The following is a 26,446-nucleotide window of genomic DNA, read 5'->3' as shown; positions in this document are numbered from 1 at the left end:
TTGGACCGCGGGCGTCCCGCCCGCCCATGTTCATGATCCATGAGCGGGCGAGACGCCCGCGGTCCGGAAGACCATAGCCCTCCGCCCCGCATGACGGGGCACCTCCCCAGCGATGACGCCGGGGAGAAACCTCAGCGCGCCGGCGTGCACCACGATGCTGAGAAGATCGGGGCGGTGCCCGCCCCGATCTTCGTAGGAGGAGTTGGGCACATCAAACAACGCGGTTCGCGAAGTCGCTGCTTCTCGTTGACTCGCAAGGCCTCTGTGTCATCGTATGTACACGAACGACATGGCTGCCTACTTGCGTCCGCACCGCCTCGACGAGGCGTTGAACGCCCTGGCCCGGCCGCACACCGTGCTGGCCGGAGGGACCGATTTCTATCCGGCGCGGGTCGGCCGGACGATCACCGAGGATGTGCTCGACATCGGTGCGATCGCCGAGCTGAAAGGCATCGCGACCGACGCCGAGGGATGGCGACTGGGCGCGACCACGACGTGGAGCGAGCTGGTCGAAGCGGAGCTGCCGCCGCTGTTCCATGGCTTGAAGCAGGCCGCCCGCGAGGTCGGTGGCCGGCAGATCCAGAATGCCGGGACGCTCGCCGGCAACCTCTGCAATGCCTCGCCTGCCGCCGACGGCGTGCCATGCCTGCTGGCGCTCGGCGCCGAGATCGAGGTCGCGAACCGCAGCGGCCGCCGCCGCGTGCCCTTGCGCCAATTCATCACCGGCGTGCGTCGCACCAATCTCGCGGCCGACGAGCTGATGGTGGCCATCCATGTGCCGCGGCCGCGCCACGAGGCGCGCAGCGGATTCCTGAAGTTGGGCGCCCGGCGCTATCTCGTGATCTCGATCGCCATGGTGGCCGCGACCCTCGAGGTCGCCGACGGGCGCGTTGCCTCCGCCGCGATCGCCGTGGGCGCGTGCTCGCCGGTCGCCGAGCGGCTGGCGGAGCTGGAATCAGCGCTGGTCGGCGCGGCACTCGACCTCGGCCTGCCTGACCGGGTCGAGGCGGATCATCTCGCACCCCTGGCGCCGATCGACGACGTGCGCGGTAGCGTCGCTTATCGCGGCGATGCCGTGCTCGCGCTGGTGCGTCGCTTGCTCGCAAGGCTGGCGACATGAAGGTAGCCTTCACCCTGAACGGTCGCCCGGCGGAGTGGACGGGCGTGCCGACCACCCGGCTGGCCGCGGCGTTGCGCGACGATCTCGGCCTTACCGGCACCAAGGTCGGCTGCGATGCCGGCGATTGTGGCGCCTGCACCGTGCTGGTCGATGGCCGACAGGTCTGTGCCTGTCTGCTGGCGATGGGCCAGGTGGAAGGCCGCGCCGTCGAGACGGTCGAGAGCCTGGCTGGCCGCGACGCGACTCTCGGCGCCCTGCAGGCGTCCTTCCTGTCGCACGGCGCGGCGCAGTGCGGCATCTGCACGTCTGGCATGCTGATGGCGGCCGAGGATCTGCTGCGTCGCGTCGGGCGGCCGAGCCGCCGCGATGTCGAGGATGCGCTGGGCGGAGTCCTCTGCCGCTGTACCGGCTACGGCAAGATCGTCGAGGCCGTGCTGGCCGCGGGCATCGGGGCCACCGCCGTGACGCCCGCCGCCGGCGGCGCCGTCGGGGCGCGCCTGGCGCGCGTCGACGGCGTGCCCAAGGTGACCGGCGCCGACCGGTTCGGCGCCGATGGCATTCCCGCCGATGCCTTGTGGATTCGCGTCGTGCGTTCGCCGCATGCGCGGGCGCGCTTTGCGCTGGGCGACCTCGCGCCGCTACGCGCGCGCCTCGCCGCCGTGCTGACGGCAGCCGACGTGCCGTTCAACGGCTTCGGCATCTATCCTGAGATCAAGGATCAGCCGGTGCTGGCCGACGGCGTCGTGCGCTATCGCGGCGAAGCGGTCGTGGCGCTGGTCGGTGCGCGCCGCGACGTGCTCGCCATTGGCGACGACGAGGTGCCGATCACCTGGATGGTCGAAGCGCCCGTGCTCGGCGTCGATGCCGCGATGGCGTCCGACGCTCCCCTGGTGCAGGCGGACAGGCCCGCCAATCTCCTGCTGGAGGGCGGCGTGCGGCGCGGCGATCCCGCCGGATCCTTCGCCGGCTGCGCCGCCGTGGCCGAGGGCGTGTTCGAGACCGCCTTCGTCGAGCACGCCTACATCGAGCCCGAGGCGGGCTGGGCGCAACGGGTCGGCGATAGGATCGAGATTCACGTCACGACCCAGACTCCCTACATGGATCGCGACGAGGTCGCGAACGTGATGCGGCTGCGTCCGGAGGCGGTGCGCATCGTGCCGACCGCCTGCGGCGGCGGGTTCGGCGGCAAGCTCGACCTTTCGGTCCATCCGCTGATCGCCCTCGCCGCCTGGACGCTGGGCCGGCCGGTCGCCTGCGTCTATACCCGGCCGGAGAGCATGGCGGCCAGCACCAAGCGCCATCCCGCCCGCGTCGCCGCCAAGTTCGGCTGCGGTGCCGACGGCAAGCTCGTGGCGTGCGCGGTGACGGTGACGTTCGATACCGGCGCCTATGCCTCGTGGGGTCCGACGGTCGCCAACCGGGTGCCGGTGCATGCCATGGGTCCGTACGCCGTGCCCAACGTGCGGACCTGGGGCGCGGCCTACTTCACCAACGGGCCGCCGGCCGGCGCCTTCCGCGGTTTCGGTGTGCCGCAGGCGGCCATCGCCCACGAAGCGATGATGGACGAGCTTGCCGACTCGCTGGCGATCGATCGCCTCGAGTTCCGCCATCGCAATGCCCTGCGGGTCGGCGATACGACGGCGACCGGGCAGACGCTGGCGCACTCCGCCGGCCTCGCCCAGTGTCTCGACGCGCTGCGGCCGCATTGGCGGCAGGCGCTCGCCGAGTCGGTCGCGTTCAATGCGACGCCGGGTTCCCGCCGACGCGGCGTCGGCATCGGCTGCATGTGGTACGGCATCGGCAACACCTCGATGTCCAACCCGTCGCGCATGCGGGTCGGCCTGTCGCCGGCCGGCGTGGTGACGCTCTACAGCGGCGCCGTCGATATCGGCCAGGGCTCCAACACCGTCATGACCCAGATCGTCGCCGATGCGCTGGGCGTGCCGGCGGCACAGGTGGCCCTGGTCGCTGGCGACACCGATCTCACGGCCGATGCCGGCAAGACATCGGCGTCGCGCCAGACCTTCGTGTCGGGAATGGCGGCGGAGCGGGCCGCGCTCGATCTGCGCCGCCAGATCCTGCGCCTGGCCAATGCCGGCCCCGGTGCGCGTCTGGTCCTCGACGGGCCGCGCCTGGTCGTCCACGACGGCGGCGACGTCCGCAGCCTCGACCTCGCCGGCGTCGGCCTGCTGATGGGCGAGGGCACGTTCGACCCGCCGACGACGCCGCTCGATGCCGACGGGCAGGGCGTGCCCTACGCGACCTACGCCTTCGCTGCCCAGATGGCGACTGTCGAGGTCGACCTCGAGCTCGGCACGGTGAAGGTGCTGCGCATCGTCGCGGCGCACGATGTCGGCAAGGCGATCAATCCCACCCTGGTCGAAGGCCAGATCCAGGGCGGTATCGCGCAGGGCCTCGGCCTGGCGCTGATGGAGGAGTACATCCCCGGGCGTACCGAGAACCTGCACGACTACCTCGTGCCCACGATCGGCGACGTGCCGGAGATCGAGTGCATCCTGATCGAGGACCCAGAGCCGCTCGGGCCCTCGGGCGCCAAGGGTGTCGGCGAACCCGGTCTGGTGCCGACCGCGCCGGCGATCCTGGGCGCGATCCGGCACGCGACCGGCGTGCGCATGACGCGCGTTCCGGTATTGCCGCACCGCCTGCGCGAGACCATCGTTGCCTCGGGGGAGAAGCGACCGTGAGTGACGAGATTGCGCTCACCGAGGCCGAACGCGGCGCCGGCATCGTGCGCTGCGATGCCTGCCCCGTGCTCTGTCGCATCCGGCCCGGTCGCCCCGGCGCCTGCGATCGCTACGCCAACGAGGACGGCCGGCTGGTGCGGGTCGATCCGCTGGTCCTGCTGGCCAAGCCCGACCTGGCGCGCGTCGCCTTCGTCGAGGGCAGCGACTCCTGGCGCGGCGAGCTCGCCCCCGGAATCCTTGGAAGGGGCGAGGGCGCCTTCGTCACCGGCATCGGCGCCACCACGACCTATCCCGACTACAAGCCGGCGCCCTTCATCGTGTCGTCGCGCCACGAGGGCGTCGACATGGTCACCGTGGTGACCGAAGGCATCTTCAGCTACTGCGGCGTCAAGGTGAAGATCGACACCGACCGCTATCTCGGCCCCGAGCAGGCGGCGGTGCGGGTCAAGGGCGAGGCGGTGGGGCATGTCACCACGATGGAGTACGGCTCGCAGATGCTGTCGCTCGGCGGCGTGCATCACCTGACCGGCGGCAGCAAGAAGGAGGGCGTGGTCACCTGCGAAGCCTTGCTGGCGCTGTGCAATCGCGAGGCCGTCGAGCTCGCAATCGACGGTGGCGCCACGGTGACGGTGCAGGCCGACCGCCCGCCGATCGTCAACGGCACGCGCGAGGAGCGCATGCGTGTCGGCTGCGGCTCGGCGGCGATCGGCATGTTCGCGCCGCAATGGAAGGACCATGTCGACGAGGTGATCGTGGTCGACGATCACATCACCGGCGTGCTGAGCGAGCACCAGGGCGGTCGCTTCCTCGACATGAAGCCGGCCGGCATCCGGGTGCGCGGCCGGCGCTCGACGCCCGGCCGCTATTTCCAGGTCGCCGAGCCGGGGCTGGGCTGGGGTGGCACCAATGTCTCCGATCCGCTGGAGATCATCGAGAGGATCGATCCAAGGCAGGCCTGGCCCGGGCTCAGGCTCCTGATGGTGTCGACCACCGGCGAGCATTCGGCGTGGTTCGAGCTCGACAAGGACCTGGAGCCGCGCGCCGCCGAGATGCCCGTGGCGGTGCGGCACGTCGTCGAGCGCATCGCCGAGAATTGCGAGCCGGCGCTCTGCACCGTGCTGTTCATGGCCGGCGCCGGCGGCTCGCTGCGCGCCGGCGTCACCGAGAATCCGGTTCGGCTCACCCGGTCGGTGCGCGATGCGCTGACCAAGGTCACCCTGGGCGGCGTGCCGGCCTATGTCTGGCCGGGCGGCGGCATCACCCTGATGGTCGACGTGGCCCGCATGCCCGAGAAGTCGTTCGGCTACGTTCCGACGCCGGCCCTGGTGGCGCCGATCGAGTTCACCCTGCGCGCCGCCGACTACGCCGCGCTGGGCGGCTACGCCTCGCGTGCCGTCACGCTTGAGGACGTGCTGGCGCGCGCCGGCCGGGTGCGGATCGACGAGAACGACGCATGAGCGCCGTCGCCGCCCGCCTGGGCGACGGCCGCCTGCACCTGCAGCATGGGCCGATCGACCTGATCGTCGAGGCGTTCGGCGCCTCGGACGAGGTTGAGCGGGGCTACGGCCAGGCCATCGCCCGCTTCGGCGACATCCTGCAGCGCTTGGCGGCCGAGCTGCCGACCCTGCGCCGGCCGGTCGGCGATGCCTGGCCGCTGCTGCATGGCCCGGTCGCGCGGCGCATGGCGGAGGCCGTGTGGCCGCACCGTGTCGTCTACATCACGCCCATGGCGGCGGTTGCCGGGGCGGTCGCCGACGAGATGCTGGAGGCGCTCATCCGCGGCCGCACGCTCGACAAGGCTTACGTCAACGACGGCGGCGACATCGCCTTCCATCTCGCGCCAGGCCAGGAGCTGCGTGCCGGCATCTTCGTCGCCGCTCTCGACGGCATGGCCAGGCTCACGGCCGATCGCCCGGTGCGCGGCATCGCGACCTCGGGCTGGGGCGGTCGTTCGTTCTCGCTCGGCATCGCCGATTCGGTGACCGTGCTGGCCAGGACCGCGGCAGCCGCCGACGCGGCGGCGACCCTGATCGCCAATGCCGTCAACGTCGATCATCCCGGCATCGACCGCCGGCCGGCGCGCGACCTCGATCCCGACAGCGATCTCGGGGACCTGCCGGTGACCGTCGCCGTCGGCAGGCTTCCACCGGAGCTGATCGACGAGGCGTTGGACCGCGGCGCCGATGAAGCGCATCGGCTCCGTGCCGGCCGACATATCCATGGCGCCGCCCTGTCGCTGCAGGGAAAATGGCGAATCGAAGCGCCCGCCATTCTTGAAAGTGCTTGCGCCATCTGATGCCAAATTTTGGTGGGAACGTGTCGCGGAGCTTCACGATGACGTGGCCGTCATCAGGATCCTGCATCAGCGCGTGGACGTGGAACGTCATCTGTGAGGATCGCATTGCGATCGAGGATGTTGCGACTTTGGTCTACAGCGGTCTGCACTCAGGCTGAAGCACCTTGGGCGATGACTTCATCTACTCGGCTTTGCTGTCGTCCTGAGCCAGACGCTTGCGAGGCAAGCGTCGTCAGCGAAGGACCTAAGCGCCGTTTGCCATAAGTGTGCTCTGAAACTCCTGGCGATGAGATCCTTCGCTTCGCTCAGGATCACAGAGGAGAGATTCGCTCGCATCGTCATTTCGAGGGCGGAGCATGGTATCGGCCGTTGGATTCGACCGAGCCCCCCTTGCCGTACATGTTGCGCGGCCGCGCCCAGTCGGTCAGAGCGTGATTGGGGCCAGTCTCGTTGCGCCCCTTCGGCATGACGTCGAGGATCCCGTAGATACCCAGTATCTCTTCGCCGCCGCGGCCGTAGGACGAGTAGGTATGAAAGATCTCGCCCGCTTCGTTCTTGTAGAATGTGCTCCGGCCCGACAGATCCTGCACGGTCGCCGTCCATTCCGGCGCCGGCCTGAAATTGTACGATGCGAGCCCGGCGGACACGTCCTGCGGCCTGAACGAGACATTGAAGTCGTAGTTGAAGTCGCCGCCGAAGGACGACACCCAGAGGAAGCGCCAACCCATGCGCTGGCGCACGATCTCGATCTCCTCGATCGGCGCCCGGGCGACAACCGCATAGCTGACATCGTGATTCTCGAGATGGGGCAGAAGATCGGTCATGTGATCGACCTCGAGCGAACATCCCACGCATTGATGCTGCGCGCCGGGCGCCATCATGAAATGCTTTATGTAGAGCTGGCTGCGTCCCCGGAACAGCTCCGACAGCGTCACTTTGCCGTCCGGCCCATCGAAGGCGTAGGCCTTCTCGACTCGAACCCAGGGAAGGGCCAGCCGTTCGGCTGCGACCTCGTCGCGATGGCGGGTCAGCGCCTTCTCGTGCTCGAGAAGGGCGGTCCGCGCCTCGAGCCACTCTTCTCGCGATACGACCTGCTTCTTCATGGGACTCTCCTGCGTCTGCGGAAGATGAAGGAGGCTGCGGGCCAAAGGCGGTTCAGGCCTCGACGAGGACCTCGAAGCCGCCGAAGATCATGCGCTTGCCGTCGAAAGGAATCGGGTTGATCTCGGGCTGAGCGCGCGGATCGGCCATCACCTTCTTCATGCCCTCGTCGCGGGCCTGTCTCGACGGCCACACGATCCAGGAGAAGACGACGGTCTCGTCGTCCTTCTTCTGCACGGCCATTGGGAAGGATGTGAGCTTGCCGTCGGGGACGTCGTCGCCCCAGCATTCGACCACTTGCAGCGCGCCATGCTCCTTGAAGACCGGTGCGGCCATCTCGGCATGCTTCCTGAAGGTGTCGCGGTGCGCCGTCGGTACAGCCAGTACAAATCCATCGATGTAGGTCATGGTCGCTGGTGTCCTCTCTGACGTTCAATCGATCCGGCGCGTTCCCTGCCGCCGTATAGTTAACCATATGGTAAGGTATTAGCGGACTGTCAACCCCGCGCGCGCCGCAATCCTGCGGGGTCGGCCGGCGACAATACTGTCCGCCTTCCGCTATGACGGGTACGAGTGACGTCAACGCCAATCGCGGAGGGATCGAAAATGGCAACGGCAGGTGTGAGCGATCCCCTCGGCGAGGCCCTGGCGGTTCTCGACGCCTTCATGGCCGCCCTGAACCGTGGCGACGAGCGCGGCGTGAACGCCACCTTCCACTTTCCGCATGTGCGGCTGGCCAGCGGCACGGTGACGATCTGGCAGAAGGCGGGCGACTACGGGCTCGAGGGATTCCGGGCGCGGGCCGGCGAGGGCTGGGCCGAGAGCCGGTGGGACGAGCGCACGCCGATCCATGCCGGCGACAGCAAGGTCCATCTCGCCGTTCAGTTCAGCCGCTGGCGCGGCGACGGCTCGCTGATCGGCCGCTACAAGTCGATCTACATCGTGACCCGGCAGGACGATCGCTGGGGCATTCAGGCGCGGTCGAGCTTCGCCGCCTGAGCGTGCTTGTCGGACAGGGGGTGGCCTCGCTAGGGTCGCCACGGGTGCGAAGTCTTTGCTGGAGGGGGAAATCATGTTGACCCGCAATCGCCTGCTGACCGGCCTGTCAGGCCTGATCGCGCTGTCGCTCGCCGGGCCGGCCGCCGCGCAGGCGCCGATCAAGATCGGCGAGCTCAACAGCTACAAGGTCTTTCCGGCCTTCCTCGAGCCCTACAAGAAGGGCTGGGAGCTGGCCGTCGAGGAAGTCAATGCAGCGGGCGGCGTGCTCGGCCGCAAGATCGAGATCGTGAGTCGCGACGACAACGGCAATCCCGGCGATGCCGTGCGTGCCGCCGAGGAGCTCTTGAGCCGCGAAGGCGTCGCTTTCCTGATCGGCACGTTCCCCTCGCATGTCGGGCTGGCCGTCGCCGACTTCGCCAAGCAGCGCAAGGTGCTGTTCATCGCCGCCGAGCCGCTGACCGACAAGCTCGTGTGGGATGCCGGCAATCCCTATACCTTCCGGCTGCGCACCTCGACCTACATGCAGACGGCGATGCTGATCCCCGACGCCGTGAAGCTGAACAAGAAGCGCTGGGCAATCGTCTATCCCAACTACGAGTACGGCCAGTCGGCGACCGCGGCCTTCAAGAAGCTCCTGAGCGCCAAACAGCCCGGAGTGGAGTTCGTCACCGAGCAGGCGACGCCGCTCGGCAAGATCGACGCCGGCGCCGTGGTCCAGGCGCTGGCCGACGCCAAGCCGGACGCGATCTTCTCCTCGCTGTTCGGTCCCGACCTCGCCAAGTTCGTGCGCGAAGGCCAGCAGCGCGGCGTCTTCAAGGGCGTCGAGGTGTTCAACCTGCTGGCCGGCGAGCCCGAGTATCTCGATCCGCTGAAGGACGAAGCGCCCGACGGCTGGTATGTCACCGGCTATCCCTGGAGCGAGGTCAAGACGCCGGAGCACACCAAGTTCCTCGCCGCCTACCAGGCCAGGTACAAGGACTATCCGCGGCTCGGCTCGGTGGTCGGCTATGCCACGGTGATGTCGGCCGTCGCGGTGATCAAGAAGGCGGGCTCGCTCGACCAGGACAAGCTGATTGCCGCCATGTCAGGCCTCACGCTGCTGACGCCGTTCGGCATGATCGAGTACCGCCCGCTCGACCATCAATCGACGATGGGGGCCTATGTCGGCCGCGTCGGCGTCAAGGACGGCAAGGGCTACATGAAGGAATGGCGCTTCGTCGACGGCAAGGACGCCCTGCCGCCCGACGCCGAGATCAAGAAGATGCGCCCGGCGAACTGAGCACCTCGTGAATCATGAGCGGGCGAGACGCCCGCGGTCCGGAAGAAGGTGAGCCTCACTCCATCACCACCTTCGTCCCGGCGCGCCAGGCCAGGTAGCCGCGCTTGCGCAGGGCGCAGGCCGGGCACTGGCCGCAGCCATGGCCCCACGCCTCGCGCGGGCCGCGCGCGTTCTCGTAGCAGGTGTGGGTGTGCTCGAGGACGAGCTCGACCAGGGCATCGCCGCCGAGCTCGCGCGCCAGTGACCAGGTCTCCGCCTTGTCGAGCCACATCAGCGGCGTGTGCAGCACGAAGCTGCGATCCATGCCGAGATTGAGCGCGACCTGCAGCGCCTTGATGGTGTTGTCGCGGCAGTCGGGATAGCCCGAGAAGTCGGTCTCGCACATGCCGCCGACCAGGTTGCGGATGTCGCGCCGCCAGGCGACCGCCGCGGCGAAGGTGTAGAACAGCAGGTTGCGGCCCGGCACGAAGCTGTTGGGCAGACCGCCGGTCTCCAGGGCGAAGGCCATGGTGCGGGTGAGCGACGTCTCGCTGATCTGGCCAAGCACGCCCATGTCGATGAAATGGTCGTCGCCCAGGCGCCCGGACCAGGCGGGAAACCTGCGCCGGATCTCGGCCAGCACCACCAGCCGTTGATCGAGCTCGATCCGGTGACGCTGCTGATAATCGAAGGCAATCGTCTCCACACGTGCAAATCGCTCTAGCGCCCAGGCCAGACACGTGGTGGAATCCTGTCCGCCGGAGAACAGGACGAGGGCCGATCGAGCATCGTTCATGAAGGGCTTTATCGCCCGCAGCCTTTCTCCGCGCTACCGCGTTACGTGTCTCACCGACAGCATGTGCGAAGAGGGGTGAACCATGTTCGTCTCCGACATTCTTTCGCAAAAGGGCAGTGCCGTCTTCACGGTGGCCCCCGCAGCCTCGGTGGCCGAGGTCTGCCAGCAACTCAGTTCGCGGCGGATCGGCTCGGTCCTGGTGCTCGGAGCCGACGGCTCGGTGGCCGGCATCGTCTCCGAGCGCGACCTCGTCCGCGCCCTCGCCCGCCACGGCGCCAAGGCGCTGGAGCTCGAGGCGCGCCAGATCATGACGCGCGACGTCGTCACCTGCGATCCAGATGATTCCATCGACGCCGTCATGAAGACCATGACCGAGGGCCGCTTCCGCCACATTCCGGTGGTCCGCCATGGCGAGCTGCTGGGCCTGGTGTCGATCGGCGACGTCGTCAAGGCGCGCCTGGAAGAGACGCAGCACGAGACCGAGGCGCTCAAGGCGTACATCGTCGCCGGCTGACGGCAGGCTTCTTGGTCTCGAGGCCTGAACTCCGCTAGGGTCGCGCGCATCCTGGACGGAGTTCGCATGTCTCTTCCCCTGCACGGCAAGGTCGCGCTGGTCACCGGCGCCGGCAAGAATATCGGGCGCGCCATCGCCCTCACCCTGGCGCGCGACGGCGCCACCATCATGGTCAACGGCCGGGCCGACAAGGCGGCGGTCGACGGCGTGGTCGGCGAGATCAAGGCGGCGGGCGGCAACGCCGCTGCGGCGATGGGCGATGTCTCCGATCCCGCTGTGGCGCCGCGGCTCGCCGCCGATGCCGAAAGGCAGTTCGGCGGAGTCGACATTCTGGTGAGCAATGCCGGCCTGCGCCGGCAGACCTCTTTCCTCGACATGTCGTTCGAGGAGTGGCGCGAGATCATGTCGGTGGCGCTCGACGGCGCCTTCCTGCTCGGCAAGGCCTTCGTGCCGCAGATGGTGGCCAAGGGACAGGGCGGCGCTTTCGTCGCGATGTCGGGCATCTCGACCCATGTCGGCACGCCCAACCGCTGCCATGTCTCGGCTTCCAAGTCGGGTCTCGAGGGGCTGATGCGGGCGCTGGCGGTCGAGCTGGCGCCGCATCGCATCACCTGCAACGCCGTGTCGCCCGGCGCGATCGACACGGCGCGCGCCGCCTCGGCCGGACCGATGCCGGCCAACCGGATCAATCGGCCGATCCCGCTCAAGCGCTTCGGCACGGTCGACGAGATCGCCGCCATGGTTCGCCTGCTGGTCGGGCCGGAGGGCACCTTCATCACCGGTCAGACGATCCACGTGAACGGCGGCGAGTTCCTGACGTGAGGAACCTGATCACCGACGTGCCGGGCGTGCTGGTCGGCAACGCCCAGGACCGGCGCGTCGCGTCCGGCGTCACGGTGGCGGTCTTCGAGCGCAGCGTCGCCGCGGGCGTGATCACCCTGGGCGGCGCGCCGGGTTCGCGGGCCGTCACCCTGCTCGAGCCGGAGATGGGTGCGCTGGTCGATGCCATCGTGCTGTCTGGCGGCTCGATCTACGGGCTCGATGCCGCGGGTGGTGTCACCGCAGTGCTGCGTGCCCAGGGCAAGGGCGCGCAGTTCGGCGGCATCGCCGTTCCGGTTGCCGCGCAGGCCATCCTGTTCGATCTCAGGAACGGCGGCGAGAAGGATTGGCTGGCGGGACCGGAGGCCCGGCAGCCGCCCTACTGGGATCTGGGTCGCGACGCCGCGCTCGCCGCGTCCGAGGCTTTCGAACTGGGCAGCGTCGGCGCGGGCCTCGGCGCCACCACGGCAACGCTGAAGGGCGGGCTGGGATCGGCCAGCGCGCACACTCGCCAGGGGTTTTGCGTCGGCGCCCTCGTGGCGGTGAATGCCGTCGGCGCTGCGACCTTCGGCACGGAGGGCCATTTCTGGGCGGCGCCATATGAGCAGGCGGGCGAGTTCGGTGGCCGCGGATGGCCGATGCGCTTTCCGCCCGAGGCGCTCGCCCTTGCCATGAAAGGCCAGTCGCTGCCGGCGACTGCCACGACGATCGGCATGGTGGCGACCGATGCGCAGCTCACCAAGGCCGAGTGCAAGCGGCTCGCCATCATGGCCAACGACGGCCTGTCGAAGGCGCTGCGCCCGGTCCATGCGCCAAACGACGGCGACACGGTGTTCGCCGCGGCTACGGGGAGCGCCGGGCCGGGCGGCGATCCGCCGGTGCTGGCCGAGCTCGGCACCGTGGCGGCCGACTGTCTGGCGCGCGCCGTGGCGCGCGGCGTGTATGAGGCGACCGCCTTGCCGTACAAGGATGCCGTTCCGGACTGGAAGACGCGTTTTGGGGGCGCGCGCGCATGATGGGATATCTGGTGGTGTTCGTGGGCGCGGGCGTGGGCGGCTCGCTCCGCCATTTTATGAACATCTGGGTGGCCCATCACCTCGGCACCCACTTCCCGTACCACACCTTCGTCATCAACATCCTGGGCTCGCTGGTCATGGGGCTGGTCGCCGGCTGGTTCATCCACCGCAGTGACCCGGAGGGCCACCTGCGGCTGTTCCTGGCAACCGGGATCCTGGGCGGATTCACCACCTTCTCGGCGTTCTCGCTCGATGCCGTGCTGCTGTGGGAGCGCCACGAGCACCTGCTGGCGGCGCTCTATGTCGGCGGCACGGTGGTGTTGGCGATTGCCGGCCTGGTGCTCGGGCTCTGGATCATGAGGACGGCGCTGGCGTGAGCCGGCGCGCGTTCGACGTCGTCGTTGCCGGCGCCGGCGCCGCCGGGCTGATGTGCGCGATGCGTGCCGGCCAGCGCGGCCGGTCGGTGCTGCTGCTCGATCACGCCGACAAGGTCGGCAAGAAGATCCTCATCTCCGGCGGCGGCCGCTGCAACTTCACCAACCTGCATTGCCGGCCCGAGTCGTTCCTGTCGGCCAATCCGCATTTCTGCAAGTCGGCGTTGGCGCGCTACACGCAGCACGATTTCATCGCCCTGGTCGACAGGCACCGCATCGCCTGGCACGAGAAGACGCTGGGCCAGCTGTTCTGCGACGGCTCGGCGCGGCAGATCGTGGACATGCTGCTGGCCGAATGCGCGGCCGCCGGCGTCGACGTGCGCCCGGCCCATCGCATCCGGGCGATCGGCAAGTCCGACCGGTTCACTGTCGATACCGATCAGGGAGACTTCGCCGCGTCCGCCCTGGTGCTGGCGACCGGCGGCCTGTCGATTCCCAAAATGGGGGCGACGGGCTTCACCCACGACACGGCGCGTCGCTTCGGTCTCGCCGTCACCGAGACGCGCCCCGCGCTGGTGCCGCTCACCTTGCCGGTGCCCGAGCTCAGCGGCGTGTCGCTCGAGGTGGCGACCAGCCTTGGCAAGGCGCGCTTTCGCGAGGCCATGCTGTTCACGCACCGCGGCCTGTCGGGACCGGCGATCCTGCAAATCTCGTCCTACTGGCGCGCTCCGCAGGCGATCACCATCGATCTGCTGCCCGACCTCGATGCCGCCACCTTCCTGAAGGAGCGGAAGCGGACACGACCGAAGGCCGAATTGCGCACGGTGCTGGGGGAGATCCTGCCGGCGCGCCTCGCCCAGAGCCTGGTTGGCGAGGGGACGATGGCCAACCTGCCCGACCGCGATTTTGAGGCGCTCGCCGGACGACTGAAGGCCTGGAAGGTCGTGCCGACCGGAACGGAAGGCTATGCCAAGGCCGAGGTTACGGTGGGCGGCGTCGACACCGATGAACTCTCGTCACGCACGATGGAGGCGAAGAAGGTTCCGGGCCTCCATGTCATCGGCGAGGCGGTCGACGTCACCGGCTGGCTGGGCGGCTACAATTTCCAGTGGGCGTGGTCGTCGGGCTGGGTCGCCGGCGAAGCCGTTTGAGTTGGCAAGCGGCCATGGCACACTCACCTGCATGACCGATGCGCATTCCTCCCGCGGCTGGCTGGTGGCGGTAACCCGACCGGGCGGCGACGAGACCCTCTATCACGCCGCCATCGCCGACCCGAAGGAAGCGGCGGCCCGCGTCCTCGAGATCGCCGGAGAAGGCACCGCCGACGCGGTCGGCCGCCTGTCGCGCGGCCAGCTCGAAAGCCTCGGCATGAAGGACGGCGAGATCCGCTACGCGCCGTGACGTGATCGTGCTTTTCCGGACCGCGGGCATCTCGCCCGCTCATGAATCATTGAGCGGGCGAGACGCCCGCGGTCCGGAAGAGCATGAACTCTGCGTCGCGTATCCCGGCTCCAAGCTCGAGGCCCCATGTGGCCGGGCACGGTCTCGACCTTGCCTTCGGGACGAGCCCTCCCTTTGTCTCCACGCTGCCGGGCTTTAGGATCGCAGTCCAGGACGGGAGGGAGGCTCGGGATGCGTCATCTCTGGCTTGTGGCCTGGGCCCTGCTGCTGTCGGCCTGCTCAACCGCGCCGCTGGCGTCGGTCGAGGCGGACAGGCAGGGCAAGGCGTTCCAGGCGCGGCCGCAGCAGGCCGCGCTGTACATCTACCGCGAATCGATTTTCGGCGCGGCGACGGCCGTTTCGGTCGAGCTCGGCCGACAGAAGCTGGGACGGTTGACGGCCGATACCTGGATACGCCTCGACCTCGATCCCGCCCAGTATGCCGTGCGCTGCACTACGATGGAAAATAGCGACACGGCGGTCGTCGACCTGGCGGCCGGGCAGGTTCGCTTCCTCGAGGTGGCGATGCGGGTCGGCTGGACCTGGCCGCGCTGCGCCGTCGTCGAGACCGACGCCAGCGAGGGGCGGAGCGCCGTGGTCTCGGGTCGTCGCGCCGTCGCTTCGGAAGTAGCGACGCCGCCCGCGTCGCCGGCCAGCCCGCTGCTCCTGATCTACCGCGATGACCAGAGCAACGAGCGGCGAATCGGCCTCGTCGTCCGCTACGAAGCCGTCTTGGGCCGCAGCCGCGTGGTGCCGTTCACCATCGAGAACATGCAGCAGGAGAAGGCATGCAGCGGCGTCTTCACCGCGGACGGCCCACGCAGTGGCCGCTTCACCCTGTCCTGCGGCTTCCTCGAGGGCAGCGGCACCTACCAGGTGGCGCCCGGCGACCGCAGCGACCAGTTCGTGGCGCGCGGCCAGAATCCGCAAGGGCAGCCGATCGTCCTGGTGATCGGCAATCCGACCGGGGCGCCGGGGAGGCTGTAGAGCGTGATTTTCTTAGGTTGAAGCACCAAAGAGTACCTCACCTTGAGGAGTGGCCGCAGGCCGCGTCTCGAAGGGTCGGCAACAGACGTACTTTGGCCGACCCTTCGAGACGCCGCGCTGGGCGCGGCTCCTCAGGGTGAGGTCGTTCTTTGGTGCTTCGATCAAACAAGATCACTCTCTAGGCCTTCTCAATGCCCCAAGTAGCTCCTGCGCAGCTCGGGGTCCTGGGCGAGGTCGGCGGCCTTGCCTGAGAGGGTGATACGGCCATTCTCCAGCACGTAGGCGCGATGAGCGATGGCCAGCGACTGCACGACATTCTGCTCGACCAGCAGGATGGCGAGGCCGTCGCCGTTGAGGCGGCCGATCAGGGTGAACACCTCCTCGACCAGCAATGGCGACAGGCCGAGCGACGGCTCGTCTAGGATGAGCAGCCGGGGCTCGCTCATCAGGCCGCGGCCGATCGCCAGCATCTGCTGCTCGCCGCCCGACAGCGTGCCGGCGGCCTGGGCGAGCCGTTCCTCGAGCCGCGGAAAGACCGCCAGGATGCGTTCGAGATTGCGCGCCCGCGCGGCACGGCCGCGGCGATAGCTGCCGAGCTGGAGATTGTCGCGCACCGAGAGGTTGGGGAACACGCGGCGGCCTTCCGGCACCTGGATCAGGCCGGCCTCGACGATGCGCGTCGACGGGCTGCCGGCGATCTCCCTTCCCTCGAAGCGGATCGATCCGCCGAACGGGCGGTAGAGCCCGCAGATATTGTTGTTCAGCGTCGATTTGCCGGCGCCGTTGCTGCCCAGCAGCGCCACAATCTCGCCGGCGGCGACCGCGAGATCGATGCCGCGCAGCACTTCGACAGCGCCGTAGCCGGCGCTGAGGCCGCTCACCTCAAGCACGCAGTACCTTGGCGGCGCCATGGCCGAGATAGGCCTCGATCACCTGCGGATCGTCCGCGATCGCCGCCGGCGTGCCCTCGGCGATCATGCACCCCTGGTTCAGCACGTAGACGCGCTCGGCGAGCGACGTCACCGCCTGCATGACGTGCTCGATCAGCAGGATGGTGATGCCGGCGTCGCGGATGCCCTTGATGACGCCGACGATCTCGACGATCTCGGTCGGGTTCAGGCCGGCCATGACCTCGTCGAGCAGTAGCAGCCGCGGCCCGGTGGCGAGCGCGCGTGCCAGCTCGAGTCGCTTGCGGCCGGCGACGGTGAGGTCGGCGCCGAGCTGGTCGAGCTGATCCGTCATGCCGACGGTTTGCGCCACCGCCTCGGCCTCGCGCGCGGCCAGCCGGCGGTCGGCCGTGTGGAGATAGGCGCCGACCATGATGTTCTGGCGCACGCTGATCCTGGCGAAAGGCTGGGTGATCTGGAACGTGCGCACCATGCCGGCGGCGCAAATCTTGTGCGGCGCCAGGCCGGTGATGTCGCGGCCTTCGAAGACCACGCGGCCGGTGTCCGGGGCATGGAAGCCGGCGATGGCGGCAAACAGCGTGGTCTTGCCGGCACCGTTGGGGCCGATCAGGCCGACGATCTCGCCCCGGCGCACGTCGAGCGACGCCCGGTCGACGGCCTTGAGACCGCCGAACGACTTCGACAGCTCGTGCACCTCAAGCATGGTGCGCCTTGCGGCGGAACAGGCCCATCAGGCCGTCGGGCAGGCGGGCGACGATCAGCACCAGCATGACGCCGTAGACGACCAGGCTGAGCGGCTGGACGTTCTTCAGCGCCGGCACGACGCTGGCGAGGCTTCTCGTCGCTTCGTTGATGACGGTGAGCGCCACCGAGCCGATCAGCGGGCCGAAGATGGTGCCGGCGCCGCCCACCATGCTGACCAGCAGCATCTCCACCGACTTGTCGACGCCGAAGGCGATCGAGGGGTCGATGTAGAGATACTTCTGGGCGTAGAAGGTGCCGCCGGCGGCGCACATTGCACCCGACAGGCTGAGTACCTTCACCTTCTCGGCAAAGACGTCGATGCCGAGGGCGCGGGCGGCATCCTCGTTCTCGCGTATCGCCACCAGGCGGGCGCCGAAGCGGCCGCGCGCGATCTGCCAGGCGATCAGCAGCGAGATCAGGCACAGCGCCAGTGCCAGATAGTAGATCCAGATCGGATCCTTGAACTGGAAGTTGGCCGGCCGCTGGTCGGCCTTGATCAGCATGCCGAGCCCGCCGTGGGTGAACGGCACCGAGTTGGCGAGGATGCGGAAGACCTCGGCGAAGGCGAGCGTGATCAGGGCGAAGTAGGAGCCGCGCAGGCCGGCGCGAAACGACAGCACGGCGATCATCCAGCCGACCGCGCCGCCCGCCGCCATGGCGATCGGCCAGGCGAGCCACGGATTCCAGCCGTATGTCACCTGCAGGATGGTCGAGGTGTAGGCGCCGACGCCAAAGAATACGACATGGCCGAACGAGGTCTGGCCGGCATAGCCGCCGGCGAGGTTCCACGACTGGCCGAGGAAGGCGGTGAACAGCATCAGCATGCCGATGTTCACCAGGTAGTTGGGCACCAGCAGCGGCCAGGCCAGCGCCACGGCGAGTGCCGCCAGGCAGAGCAGGTTGGTCCGGCTCATGCGCGGCTCCCGAACAGCCCGGTGGGCTTCAGCAGCAGAATCAGGATGAAGATCAGCGAGATGCCGATCTGGCCCAACTGCTCGCCCAGGAACAGGCCGCCCAGTGCCTCGGTGATGCCGATGATGAAGCCGCCGACCGCAGCGCCGATGAAGCTCCCCATGCCGCCCAGCACGACGATGGTGAAGGCGACCAGCACGAAGGCGTGCCCGGAGGTCGGCGTCACGTAGTAGGTCGGCATCAGGAGGCAGGCCGCGGCGCCCAGGCAGGCGATGCCGATGCCGTAGGAGATGGCGAAGATGTTGTCGACATCGATGCCGACCAGGCGGGCACCCTGGCGCTCCTTGGCGACGGCGCGGATCGCCTTGCCGGTATCGCTCTTCGCCATGTAGAGGCCGAGCACGGCGCACAGCAGCAGCGAGCCGGCGAACGACACGATCTTGGGAAGCGGCAGGAAAGCCGCGCCGATCTCGACGAAGCGGCCGGCATAGGGCACGTCGATGGTCTGGGTGTCGCCGCCGAAGAACAGCAGGGCGACATTGTCGATCACGATCGACAGCCCCAGCGTGATCAGCAGGATGTTCTCGTCGCGGCCATGGCTGAAGCGGCCGATGACAGCGCGATAGAGCAGGTAGCCGAAGCCGAAGGCGCCGGCGATCACGGCCGGCAGGGCGACGTAGGGATCGACCCCCAGCAGCCGCCACAGCCAGAACACCGCGTACATGGCCAGCATCAGCAGGCTGCCATGGGCGAAGTTGATGATGTGCAGGACGCCGTAGATCAAGGTCAGGCCGACGGCGACCAGGACATAGATGCCCCCGGCGAGCAGCCCGTTCAGCACGCCGGCGAAGATGATCTGGGGATCGAGCACGCTTCGCCTACGACTTCACATCCCTCCCCTGTATCTGGGGAGGTGGCCCGCAGGGCCGGAGGGGGAAAGCCTCACGCGAGATTCATGAAGTTCCGACGTTGGAAGCTCATGAATCCCGACTGAAGCTCTCCCCCTCCGCCCCGTATGACGGGGCACCTCCCCCGATGACGGGGGAGGATTGAAAATGCGCCTTCTCACCCGAACTTCGGCCGCGGGAATACCGCCTTGGCCGACGACACGTCTTCCGGCGCGATCACCTCGATGTCGCCCTTGAGCGATTGCATCACCGCAGGCCGGCCGCCCTGGTTCTGGCCGTTGACGAATTTGGTCGGGCCGTAGGGCATCAGCTCGGCCTTGAACGCCGAGCCGGCGAGCGCCGCCGTGAGCTTCTCCTTGTCGGTCGAGCCGGCGCGCTCCAGCGCATCGGCCAGGAACATCACGTTGGTGTAGCTGAGATAGACCTCGAAGGTGAACAGGGCGCCGCCCGCCTCGACGCGCTTCTTGAGCGCATTGGCCTTGTCGGAGCGCGGATTGTACCAGTGGTTGACGTCCATCATGTACTGCGAGACGTCGGGCATCTCCTTGACGAACTTGTAGTTGAAGCCGCCGCCCAGGATGGAGAAGAAGCCGGCGACGTTGATCTTCTGCTGGAACAGCGTGCGCGCCAGCAGCATGTACTCGTTGCCGTAGTTCGACATCATGATGATGTCGGGCGCCATCGAGCGGATGCGCAGCGCGATGTTGTCGAAGTTGCGCGTCGGGTTGTCGTGCGCGATCAGTTCCTTGGGTGCGATGCCGATCGACGGCAGCTTGCTCGCCAGCAGCTTGGCCGTACCGGTGCCGAACTCGCCCGATTCGTGGACGATCGCCGCCGTCTTGGCCGGCCCGCCGGCCGCCTTGTTGAGCGCGCCCAGCGACGCGATGCCCTGGTCGACGCAGACGCCGAAGCCGGGCTTCAGCCGGAACACGTTCTTGAGACCTCGGTTCACGATCAGGTCCGAGGCGCCGACATCGATCAGGAAGGGCGTGTTGTACTTCGAGGCGGCCTGGCTGGCAGCGATGCCGACCGGGCTCTGGAAGCAGCCGATATAAGCCGCCACGCCCTGCTCGTTCATCTTCTCGACTTCGCTGACGCCGACCTCGACCTTCGACTGGCTGTCGCCCAGCAGCGCCTCGAGCCTGGCGCCGCCCATGCCCTTGATGCCGCCCGCCTTGTTCACGTCCTCGACCGCCATGGTGGCGCCCAGCCGGCTCTGCTGGCCGTTGTAGGCGACGAACCCCGTGACCGGATGGATCAGGCCGACCTTCACGGAGGCCGGCTGCGCGCCGAGGATGGCTGGAAAGCCGAGACCGCTTGCCGCAACGGCCGTGGTGCCGGCGACGAAGCTGCGGCGGGAAAATGTCCGTGTGCTCGATTTCATGGTGAGGCCCCTTCTCGAATCCCCGTGCCTGACGCTAGTGCGTTTCTCCATTCAAGGGAACCGCTCGCGGTTCCATCACGCGAGAATGGACGCACAGGGGTTGGCTATCGCCACAGACCCGTTCGGGACACTGGGCATTCGCACATGGCAAACGTGCCGTCATCCCGACCGGAGCCGAGCGCAGCGAGGCGTAGTGGAGGGACCTTTCTTGTTGCAGCTTCAAGAAGAAGGGTCCCTCGACTGCGCCGCCAATGGCGCTGTAAACAGCGCCTGATCGGGCGGCTCCGCTCGGGATGACGGTATTCATTGCCACATGCCATGCCCTGGCGTTCGGACAGCTGATTCCCGCCGTTCGGAATGTGCTCTACGATGGAGCCTGTGGAGCGACAGTCGCTTGCCCGCGGAGTGTGTCATGCCGAAGATCCTGTCTCCTTCCCAGGTCGAGCAGTACGCGCGCGACGGCTTTGCATTCCCCGTGCCGATTCTCGAGGCCAACGAGGTGCGCGAGTTGCGCGCCGATCTCGAATACTGGGAACGCCAGCAGGGTCGTGCACTCGATTACCCGGAGAAGAGCAAGCCCTATCTTCTGTATGGATGGGCGGATGTTCTCGTGCACCATCCCAAGGTGCTCGATGCCGTCGAGGACGTGATCGGGCCCGACATCCTAGTCTATCACGCCACGATGTGGATCAAGGAGCCGCACTCGCCGGCGCATGTGCGCTGGCATCAGGACGGCGCCTACTTCTATCTCGATCCGCTGGAGCACGTGACGGCGTGGGTGGCGCTGTCGGAGGCGTCGGAGCGTGCCGGCTGCATGCGGGTGATACCCGGCACCAACCGCCTGCCGCTGGTCGAGCACGACGACAAGCCGGGGCCTCACAACATGATCATGCGCGGCCAAGGCATCAGCGAGCGCTTCGACGGCGAGACCGGCGTGCCGATGCCGCTCCACGCCGGCGAGCTGTCTCTCCACCACACGTCGCTGGTGCATTGCTCGCCGGGCAACGACAACGACGACCGCCGCATGGGTCTGGGCATCAGCTTCATTCCCACCCATGTGAAGCCGCTTGGTTCGGTGCGACCCTCGGCGCTGCTGGTGCGCGGCGAGGATCGCTACGGGCATTTTCTGCCCGAGCATCGGCTGGGGACGCCGATGTCGCCGCAGGCCCAGGCCGCCCATGCCGAGGCCGTCCGCCTGTTCCGCCTGCGCCAGAACCAGGGATTCACCCAGGCGGCGGAGTGACGGGTTCAGGCGCCCTTTGATGCGACAGGACACGCCCGCGCCGGCGGTGACCGTGGCGGACCTGTCCGACACGCAACCCTCGGCGTTCGCGCACGTCCCGCTGGTCAGCCCCGGCTTCGTCAACGGCGCTCCGTCTTTCACGACCCACGACGCAATGGTCGACTTCGTGGCCGGTCTGGCACGGCAGTCGGGTCACGCGCGGCTCTCGAGCCTGGGCAAGTCGCAGCTCGGCCGCGACATCCCGGTGCTGTATTTCACCCGCGAGGGCCTCGCCGACCCGGAGGCGATTGCCGCACTCGATCGCCCGGTGATCTGGCTGCTCGCCCAGCAGCACGGCAACGAGCATGCCGGCGGTGAGGCGATGCTGGTGCTGGCGGCGGCGCTGGCGTCGGGTGAGCTGGCGCCGCTGCTCGAGCGGCTCAGCATCGTCATCGTGCCGCGCATCAATCCCGATGGCGCGGCGGCCGATCAGCGCGTGCTGGCGAGCGGCAACGACCTCAACCGCGACCACCTGCTGCTGAGCCAGGACGAGTCGCGGGCGCTGCATGCCGCCATGCGGCAGCTGCCGCCCGACGTCGTGTTCGATCATCACGAGTTCAGCGTCGCCCGACGCTGGCTCGAGAAGTTCGGCGGCTCGCATTCGCTCGACGTCATGATCCTCGAGGCAACCCATCCCGGCGTGTCGCGCAAGCTCACCGACATCGCCCGGCGCCTCTACCGGCCGGTGCTCGAGGCGACGCTGGAACGGCACGGCCTGTCGAGCCACGACTATGTCACCACCGCCGCCGACAAGAGCGACCTGCTGGTGTCGCTCGGCGGTAACGCGCCGGGCATCGCCCGCAATGCCTTCGGCCTGCGCGGCAGCGTCTCCTACCTGATCGAGACGCGCGGCGTCGGGTTAGGACTGCAGCGCTACCAGCAGCGCGTCGCCACGCACTATCTCCTGGCCCAGGCGCTGCTCGAGGCATCGGCCGACGAAGGACCTGCGCTGCGGAGCGCCGTCAGGGCGGCGCGGCGGGCAGCGGCCGCCGATCGCAGTCCGCTGGTGGTTGCCCACGAGCTGGCACGCCGGCCGCTCGAACTGCCCCTGGTCGATCCGCAGAGTGGCGAAGCCCGGCCGACTCCCGTGACCTTGGCCGATAGCCGCCTGCTGGCGACCATCGAGCAGCGCGAGCGGCCGCACGGCTACCTGGTGCTGCGCGGGGGTGAGGCGGTTGCCGAGCTGCTGGCCCTGCTCCAGGTCCGCACGGCGAGGCTCGCCGGACCGGCGCGCCTCGCCGTCGAGGCCTACGACGTTGCTCGCCGCAGCAGGCTCTCGCGCCGCGCCGGCGAATCGATCAACCCCGATCGCTCGGTGACGGTAACGATCCGTGCCGCGACGATCGATGTGCCGGCCGGCGCACTCTACGTGCCGATGGGCCAGGCCGCCTGTGGCGTCGTCGCCGCGGCGCTCGAACCCGATTCTCCCGGCAGCTATCTCGGCACCGGCGTCATTCCCATGAACGAGGACGAGACCGAGGCACCGCTCTATCGCGTCATGGACGATTCGATGCTCTGACGTCCTGCGCGGCAGGGATCATCGTCGCGTGTGATCAATGTGCAATATTGCCGGGTGGCGGGTTGACGGCATGAGCCGTAGTCCCAAGCTAGGCGGCAGCGGAACGGCCGACGCGACTTCGAGGATTGTCGGCCGATGGTCACTCCGGATGGAAGGCCCCGCACCACGCGAGTCGCGACCGAAACCCGATCACGAGGAATGCGCGATGAAGATGAATTCCGCACAGATCGAGCAGACCCTGCGTCAACTGAATGCCGAGGACCTGAACGCTCAGGCCATCCCGGCGGAGCATCCGGCGATCTCGAGACTCGAGGAACTGTTCGGCGACCACACCTACTTTCTCGACACCAACGGCCTCAACATCGTGGAGCCCGTCGAGCTGGAGCAGGCCGATGGCCGGATGGGCGTTGTGGTGAACATCGCCCATTGGGCCGACGCGAGTGCGTCGAGCCTGCAACCGCACGAGCCCAAATCGACGGATCTGGTCGTCGATCTCGATATCGAACGCCGTCACTGACCGCGATCGGCGAACGCGTCAACCGGGATGCGTTCGCCGCCCTGGTTCAGCATGCTGCCACTTTTCGCGCCGCTCGCTGGCCGAGCGCGAGGGGTGCGTGTGTCTGCATTGGAATATGGAAAGGGCCGTCATCCCGAGCGGAGCCGCCCGAAGGGGGGGCGTAGTCGAGGGACCTTTCTTGCTGATGCTGCGACCAGAAAGGTCCCTCCACTACGCCTCGCTGCGCTCAGCTCCGGTCGGGATGACGGCATTTTGTATGGGAGTGCCCTGCATGACGGGAAGGGATAGTGAACACTGGCAGCAAAGCCGCGGATCAGAATGATCACCCGTCGGCAACCGACTGGCAGGTGCCCTGTTTCCCCTGATGACCGTTCGTCGGACGACCTGTCGTCACAGACAGGCGGCTTCGATGCAGCAACGAACGAAGAAGGAGTTCCGACATGCCATCGACACCCCGCTTCTGGGCAGTGCCCCTGATAGCAACCAGTCTCCTGGTCGCGCCGGCCGCATTGGCGCAGGTTCAGCCGCCCTCGACGCCACCCTCGACGGAGCAGGGCCAGAAGGCCCCACCCACGGTGATTTCCGACAACAAGCTCGACGCCGCGGCTGCCGCGGTGAAACGCGTGTCGGCCATCTCCGATGCCTTCGAGCAGAAGTTGGCCCAGGCGCCCGCCGACGACAAGGAACGCATCACCGCCGAGGCCGGTCAGGAACTGGCGAAGGCGGTCACCGAGGAGGGGCTGTCGATCGACGAGTTCACGACGATCATGGAAGTCGCGCAGAAAGACCCCGACGTGCGCGACAAGCTGATGAAGCGGCTCAAGGACTGAGTCAGTCCATCATCGTGTCCATGTAGTGCCGGACGACCTCGCCGGGCGTGGCGTGCCAGACATTGCCGAAGCGCTCGACCCGGCGCAGCGCTTCGTCGAGATACTTTATGCGGTGCGGCATGCCCAGCAGCCACGGGTGAACCGACAGGTTGAACACCTGGCCGCCTTCGCGATGCAGGAGCTCGAAGGCTTCGGCGACGATGTCGGGATAGCGCGGCATGGCGATGCGACGCAGCGCCAGCTGCTGGACGTCGTCCCATTCCGGCTGATTGGGCAGGGCGACGAACTTTCGGCCGACCTTCATGGGGTAGGGCTGGTCGTCGTTCGGCCAGTCGAGGACATAGTCGAGGCCGGCGTCGGCCAGCAGCCGGGGCGTGCGCTGGCTCTCGCCATAGTCCTGGCCGAGCCAGCCCGCGGGCCGCACCCCGGCGGCTTTCTCGATTGCGGCGATCGCCTCGGCGATTTCCCTCGTCTCCTCGGCTTCGCTCATCTTCGAGGTGATCATGCGGTTGGCCGAATGGCCGTGGGCGACGAATTCGTAGCGGCGTTTCTTGAACTGCTCGATCAGGTAGGGATAGCGCTCGGCAGCCAGGGCATTCACCGCCACGCCGGCTCGGATCTGATAGCGGTCGAGCACGTCGAGCACCCGGAAGATGCCGGTGCGGTTTCCGTACTCGCGCTGCGTCCAGGTGCGATAGTCCGGCACAAAGCTGCCGAACTCCCCGACAAGCCGCGGGTCGCGGTGGCTGTCCTTGTCCGGATTGAGCTCCCAGTACTCGAGATGGAGCAGAACGAAGAACGCGACGCGGGCGTTGCGCGGCCAAGTGAGCCGCGGCCGTGCCGGAAAGGGTGAATAATCGTACCAGGGATTGTCCATCCCGGCCGGCAGGGGCGGCGGATTCTTCGGGATCTTGGGGGCGTTCATGTCACGCCTCCTTGCCGAGATGCTGCTGGTAGGGTTTCAGCCCGTTGGCGACGTACCAGTCGAGGATGTCCTCGGCGGTGCACACCCAGGCATCCTTGTGCTGGCGGATGTAGGCCAGCGCCCGGTCGAGGAACTTCACTCGGTGAGGTGCGCCCATCATGTAGGGATGAAGGGCGATGCACATGACGCGGCCGTTCTCGTTGCCCTCGCGATAGACCGTGTCGAAATGATCGACGATCATCTGGGCGAATTCCTCGGCCTCGACCGGCTGGCGGTAGATGGCGGCATCGTTGATGTCCATGGTGTAGGGCACGTGGATCAGCGTGCCGTGCTTCGTGGCGAGCGGCGTCGGCTGGTCGTCGTGATAGAAGTCGCAGATATAGTCGAGGCCGGCCTCCTTAACGAGATCGGGTGTGGCCAGCGTGTTGGAGACGGCGGGCGAGAACCAGCCGCGCAGTTTGCGGCCGGTCAGGCGCAGGTGCGTGGCCTTGCTGTGCTCGATGACCTCGCGCTCCTCCTCCTCGCTGTAACCCCAGTGGTAGCGCGTGTTGAAGTAGCCGTGGCTCATGTACTCCCAGCGTCGCTTTTCCATTGCCTCGAGGATTTCGGGATACATCTCGATCACCGACATCGACAGCGAGACAGTGCAGCGCACGTTGTGCTTGTCGAGCACCTCGAACATGCGCCACAGACCGACCCGGTTGCCGTAATCACGGCCGCCGTAGCCCAGTACGTCGGGATGCGGCATGCGCGGCCAGGGATTGCGCACCCTGACCTCGGCCGGCACGTACTCGTAGTGCTCGATATTCGGGCAGACCCATACTGCGACCCTGGCGTTGTTGGGCCAGGCGAGTCGCGGTCGCTCGACGATGGGGGAATAGCCGAACCGGTAGGGATCCATTCTGAGCTCTCGTTTGTGGCCCGCGAAGTGCACCATGGGGCGAGAGGCGGTGCAACTGCGGGCGGCAGGGGCGTATCGGCGCCTCTTCCAGCTTCGCTGGGGAGGCGTCGCCGCAATCGCCGACGGATGGGGCATCTTCCGGACCGCGGGCGTCCCGCCCGCTCATGCTCATCTCATGAATCATGAGCGGG

Annotated in this window: 27 protein-coding genes; 17 read left to right on the top strand and 10 right to left on the bottom strand. The window is 67.8% G+C overall.

Translation table 11 applies throughout. The annotated features are described in order from the left end of the window. Positions 1-289 precede the first annotated feature (289 nt). The 4 genes from AB7O82_RS18305 to AB7O82_RS18290 are packed head-to-tail and all read left to right on the top strand — an operon-like array spanning position 290 to position 6,121. On the top strand, positions 290-1,120 hold the full coding sequence (locus AB7O82_RS18305; RefSeq protein WP_428549615.1) for an FAD binding domain-containing protein: 831 nt from the start codon (positions 290-292) through the stop codon (positions 1,118-1,120). After that, positions 1,117-3,825 (top strand): molybdopterin-dependent oxidoreductase, encoded by a 2,709-nt coding sequence (locus AB7O82_RS18300; protein ID WP_428549617.1) that lies wholly within the window; start codon positions 1,117-1,119, stop codon positions 3,823-3,825. The genes AB7O82_RS18305 and AB7O82_RS18300 overlap by 4 nt, the downstream gene beginning before the upstream one ends. Positions 3,826-3,833: 8 nt before the next feature. Further along, positions 3,834-5,282, top strand: a complete 1,449-nt coding sequence (locus tag AB7O82_RS18295; protein ID WP_428549627.1) for a 6-hydroxynicotinate reductase — start codon at positions 3,834-3,836, stop codon at positions 5,280-5,282. Next, complete coding sequence (locus tag AB7O82_RS18290) at positions 5,279-6,121, top strand: UPF0280 family protein (RefSeq protein WP_428549619.1); 843 nt, start codon at positions 5,279-5,281, stop codon at positions 6,119-6,121. Before AB7O82_RS18295 ends, AB7O82_RS18290 begins: the two co-directional genes overlap by 4 nt. A gap of 338 nt (positions 6,122-6,459) precedes the next feature. Here AB7O82_RS18290 and AB7O82_RS18285 read toward each other — a convergent pair whose 3' ends face one another. Further along, a complete protein-coding gene (locus AB7O82_RS18285; RefSeq protein ID WP_428619912.1) occupies positions 6,460-7,224 on the bottom strand; it encodes a DUF899 domain-containing protein in 765 nt (254 codons plus the stop codon). Between the two features lie 52 nt (positions 7,225-7,276). Beyond that, entirely contained in the window at positions 7,277-7,630 is a 354-nt protein-coding gene (locus AB7O82_RS18280; protein ID WP_428547674.1) for a DUF1428 domain-containing protein, read from the bottom strand. A 198-nt stretch (positions 7,631-7,828) separates the two neighbouring features. On the opposite strand from AB7O82_RS18280, the gene AB7O82_RS18275 reads away from it, so the two are divergent. Further along, positions 7,829-8,221, top strand: a complete 393-nt coding sequence (locus AB7O82_RS18275; RefSeq protein WP_428547672.1) for a hypothetical protein — start codon at positions 7,829-7,831, stop codon at positions 8,219-8,221. A gap of 73 nt (positions 8,222-8,294) precedes the next feature. Next, on the top strand, positions 8,295-9,500 hold the full coding sequence (locus AB7O82_RS18270) for an ABC transporter substrate-binding protein (protein WP_428547669.1): 1,206 nt from the start codon (positions 8,295-8,297) through the stop codon (positions 9,498-9,500). A 55-nt stretch (positions 9,501-9,555) separates the two neighbouring features. Here AB7O82_RS18270 and queC read toward each other — a convergent pair whose 3' ends face one another. Beyond that, complete coding sequence (queC, locus tag AB7O82_RS18265; RefSeq protein WP_428547666.1) at positions 9,556-10,275, bottom strand: 7-cyano-7-deazaguanine synthase QueC; 720 nt, start codon at positions 10,273-10,275, stop codon at positions 9,556-9,558. A gap of 82 nt (positions 10,276-10,357) precedes the next feature. Here queC and AB7O82_RS18260 point away from each other — a divergent pair, with 82 nt between their 5' ends. From AB7O82_RS18260 to AB7O82_RS18230, 7 genes are all read left to right on the top strand, one after another. Then, complete coding sequence (locus AB7O82_RS18260; RefSeq protein ID WP_428547663.1) at positions 10,358-10,789, top strand: CBS domain-containing protein; 432 nt, start codon at positions 10,358-10,360, stop codon at positions 10,787-10,789. 66 nt (positions 10,790-10,855) lie between these two features. Further along, complete coding sequence (locus AB7O82_RS18255; protein ID WP_428547660.1) at positions 10,856-11,611, top strand: SDR family NAD(P)-dependent oxidoreductase; 756 nt, start codon at positions 10,856-10,858, stop codon at positions 11,609-11,611. Then, positions 11,608-12,624: a P1 family peptidase gene (locus AB7O82_RS18250; protein WP_428547657.1), complete on the top strand. Its 1,017-nt coding sequence runs from the start codon at positions 11,608-11,610 to the stop codon at positions 12,622-12,624. Before AB7O82_RS18255 ends, AB7O82_RS18250 begins: the two co-directional genes overlap by 4 nt. Then, the gene (gene crcB / locus AB7O82_RS18245) at positions 12,624-13,001 is read left to right on the top strand and encodes a fluoride efflux transporter CrcB (protein WP_428547683.1); all 378 of its coding nucleotides are present in this window, start codon (positions 12,624-12,626) and stop codon (positions 12,999-13,001) included. The genes AB7O82_RS18250 and crcB overlap by 1 nt, the downstream gene beginning before the upstream one ends. Beyond that, positions 12,998-14,149: an NAD(P)/FAD-dependent oxidoreductase gene (locus AB7O82_RS18240; protein ID WP_428547654.1), complete on the top strand. Its 1,152-nt coding sequence runs from the start codon at positions 12,998-13,000 to the stop codon at positions 14,147-14,149. The genes crcB and AB7O82_RS18240 overlap by 4 nt, the downstream gene beginning before the upstream one ends. Positions 14,150-14,180: 31 nt before the next feature. After that, positions 14,181-14,399, top strand: a complete 219-nt coding sequence (locus AB7O82_RS18235) for a hypothetical protein (RefSeq protein ID WP_428547651.1) — start codon at positions 14,181-14,183, stop codon at positions 14,397-14,399. 231 nt (positions 14,400-14,630) lie between these two features. Next, on the top strand, positions 14,631-15,425 hold the full coding sequence (locus AB7O82_RS18230) for a hypothetical protein (protein WP_428547648.1): 795 nt from the start codon (positions 14,631-14,633) through the stop codon (positions 15,423-15,425). A gap of 188 nt (positions 15,426-15,613) precedes the next feature. Here the strand turns inward: AB7O82_RS18230 and AB7O82_RS18225 are convergent, their stop codons facing one another. The 5 genes from AB7O82_RS18225 to AB7O82_RS18205 all read right to left on the bottom strand — a co-directional run bounded on the left by AB7O82_RS18225 (position 15,614) and on the right by AB7O82_RS18205 (position 20,281). Next, a complete protein-coding gene (locus AB7O82_RS18225) occupies positions 15,614-16,315 on the bottom strand; it encodes an ABC transporter ATP-binding protein (RefSeq protein WP_428547680.1) in 702 nt (233 codons plus the stop codon). After that, complete coding sequence (locus AB7O82_RS18220) at positions 16,308-17,036, bottom strand: ABC transporter ATP-binding protein (protein WP_428547645.1); 729 nt, start codon at positions 17,034-17,036, stop codon at positions 16,308-16,310. The genes AB7O82_RS18225 and AB7O82_RS18220 overlap by 8 nt, the downstream gene beginning before the upstream one ends. Next, positions 17,029-17,991, bottom strand: a complete 963-nt coding sequence (locus AB7O82_RS18215; RefSeq protein WP_428547642.1) for a branched-chain amino acid ABC transporter permease — start codon at positions 17,989-17,991, stop codon at positions 17,029-17,031. The genes AB7O82_RS18220 and AB7O82_RS18215 overlap by 8 nt, the downstream gene beginning before the upstream one ends. Further along, positions 17,988-18,860 carry a branched-chain amino acid ABC transporter permease gene (locus AB7O82_RS18210; protein WP_428547639.1) on the bottom strand — a complete coding sequence of 291 codons (873 nt, stop codon included), beginning with the start codon at positions 18,858-18,860 and terminating at the stop codon, positions 17,988-17,990. The genes AB7O82_RS18215 and AB7O82_RS18210 overlap by 4 nt, the downstream gene beginning before the upstream one ends. A 194-nt stretch (positions 18,861-19,054) precedes the next feature. After that, a complete protein-coding gene (locus AB7O82_RS18205) occupies positions 19,055-20,281 on the bottom strand; it encodes an ABC transporter substrate-binding protein (protein ID WP_428547636.1) in 1,227 nt (408 codons plus the stop codon). 412 nt (positions 20,282-20,693) lie between these two features. On the opposite strand from AB7O82_RS18205, the gene AB7O82_RS18200 reads away from it, so the two are divergent. The 4 genes from AB7O82_RS18200 (at position 20,694) to AB7O82_RS18185 (ending at position 24,429) form a co-directional block, all read left to right on the top strand. Continuing rightward, positions 20,694-21,524: a phytanoyl-CoA dioxygenase family protein gene (locus AB7O82_RS18200; RefSeq protein ID WP_428547633.1), complete on the top strand. Its 831-nt coding sequence runs from the start codon at positions 20,694-20,696 to the stop codon at positions 21,522-21,524. Positions 21,525-21,543: 19 nt separating this feature from the next. Then, a complete protein-coding gene (locus tag AB7O82_RS18195; RefSeq protein WP_428547630.1) occupies positions 21,544-23,082 on the top strand; it encodes a M14 family zinc carboxypeptidase in 1,539 nt (512 codons plus the stop codon). A 205-nt stretch (positions 23,083-23,287) separates the two neighbouring features. Next, on the top strand, positions 23,288-23,599 hold the full coding sequence (locus AB7O82_RS18190; RefSeq protein WP_428547627.1) for a hypothetical protein: 312 nt from the start codon (positions 23,288-23,290) through the stop codon (positions 23,597-23,599). A gap of 440 nt (positions 23,600-24,039) precedes the next feature. Beyond that, positions 24,040-24,429, top strand: a complete 390-nt coding sequence (locus AB7O82_RS18185) for a DUF4168 domain-containing protein (protein WP_428547624.1) — start codon at positions 24,040-24,042, stop codon at positions 24,427-24,429. A 1-nt stretch (position 24,430) separates the two neighbouring features. Here AB7O82_RS18185 and AB7O82_RS18180 read toward each other — a convergent pair whose 3' ends face one another. After that, on the bottom strand, positions 24,431-25,354 hold the full coding sequence (locus AB7O82_RS18180) for a polysaccharide deacetylase family protein (protein WP_428547621.1): 924 nt from the start codon (positions 25,352-25,354) through the stop codon (positions 24,431-24,433). Between the two features lies 1 nt (position 25,355). After that, positions 25,356-26,255 carry a polysaccharide deacetylase family protein gene (locus AB7O82_RS18175; protein ID WP_428547618.1) on the bottom strand — a complete coding sequence of 300 codons (900 nt, stop codon included), beginning with the start codon at positions 26,253-26,255 and terminating at the stop codon, positions 25,356-25,358. Between the last annotated feature and the right edge of the window lie 191 nt (positions 26,256-26,446).

Origin of the sequence: Reyranella sp., from assembly GCF_050185545.1 — a bacterium.
Lineage (GTDB): Bacteria > Pseudomonadota > Alphaproteobacteria > Reyranellales > Reyranellaceae > Reyranella.
This window is presented reverse-complemented; position numbering and strand designations above follow the sequence as displayed.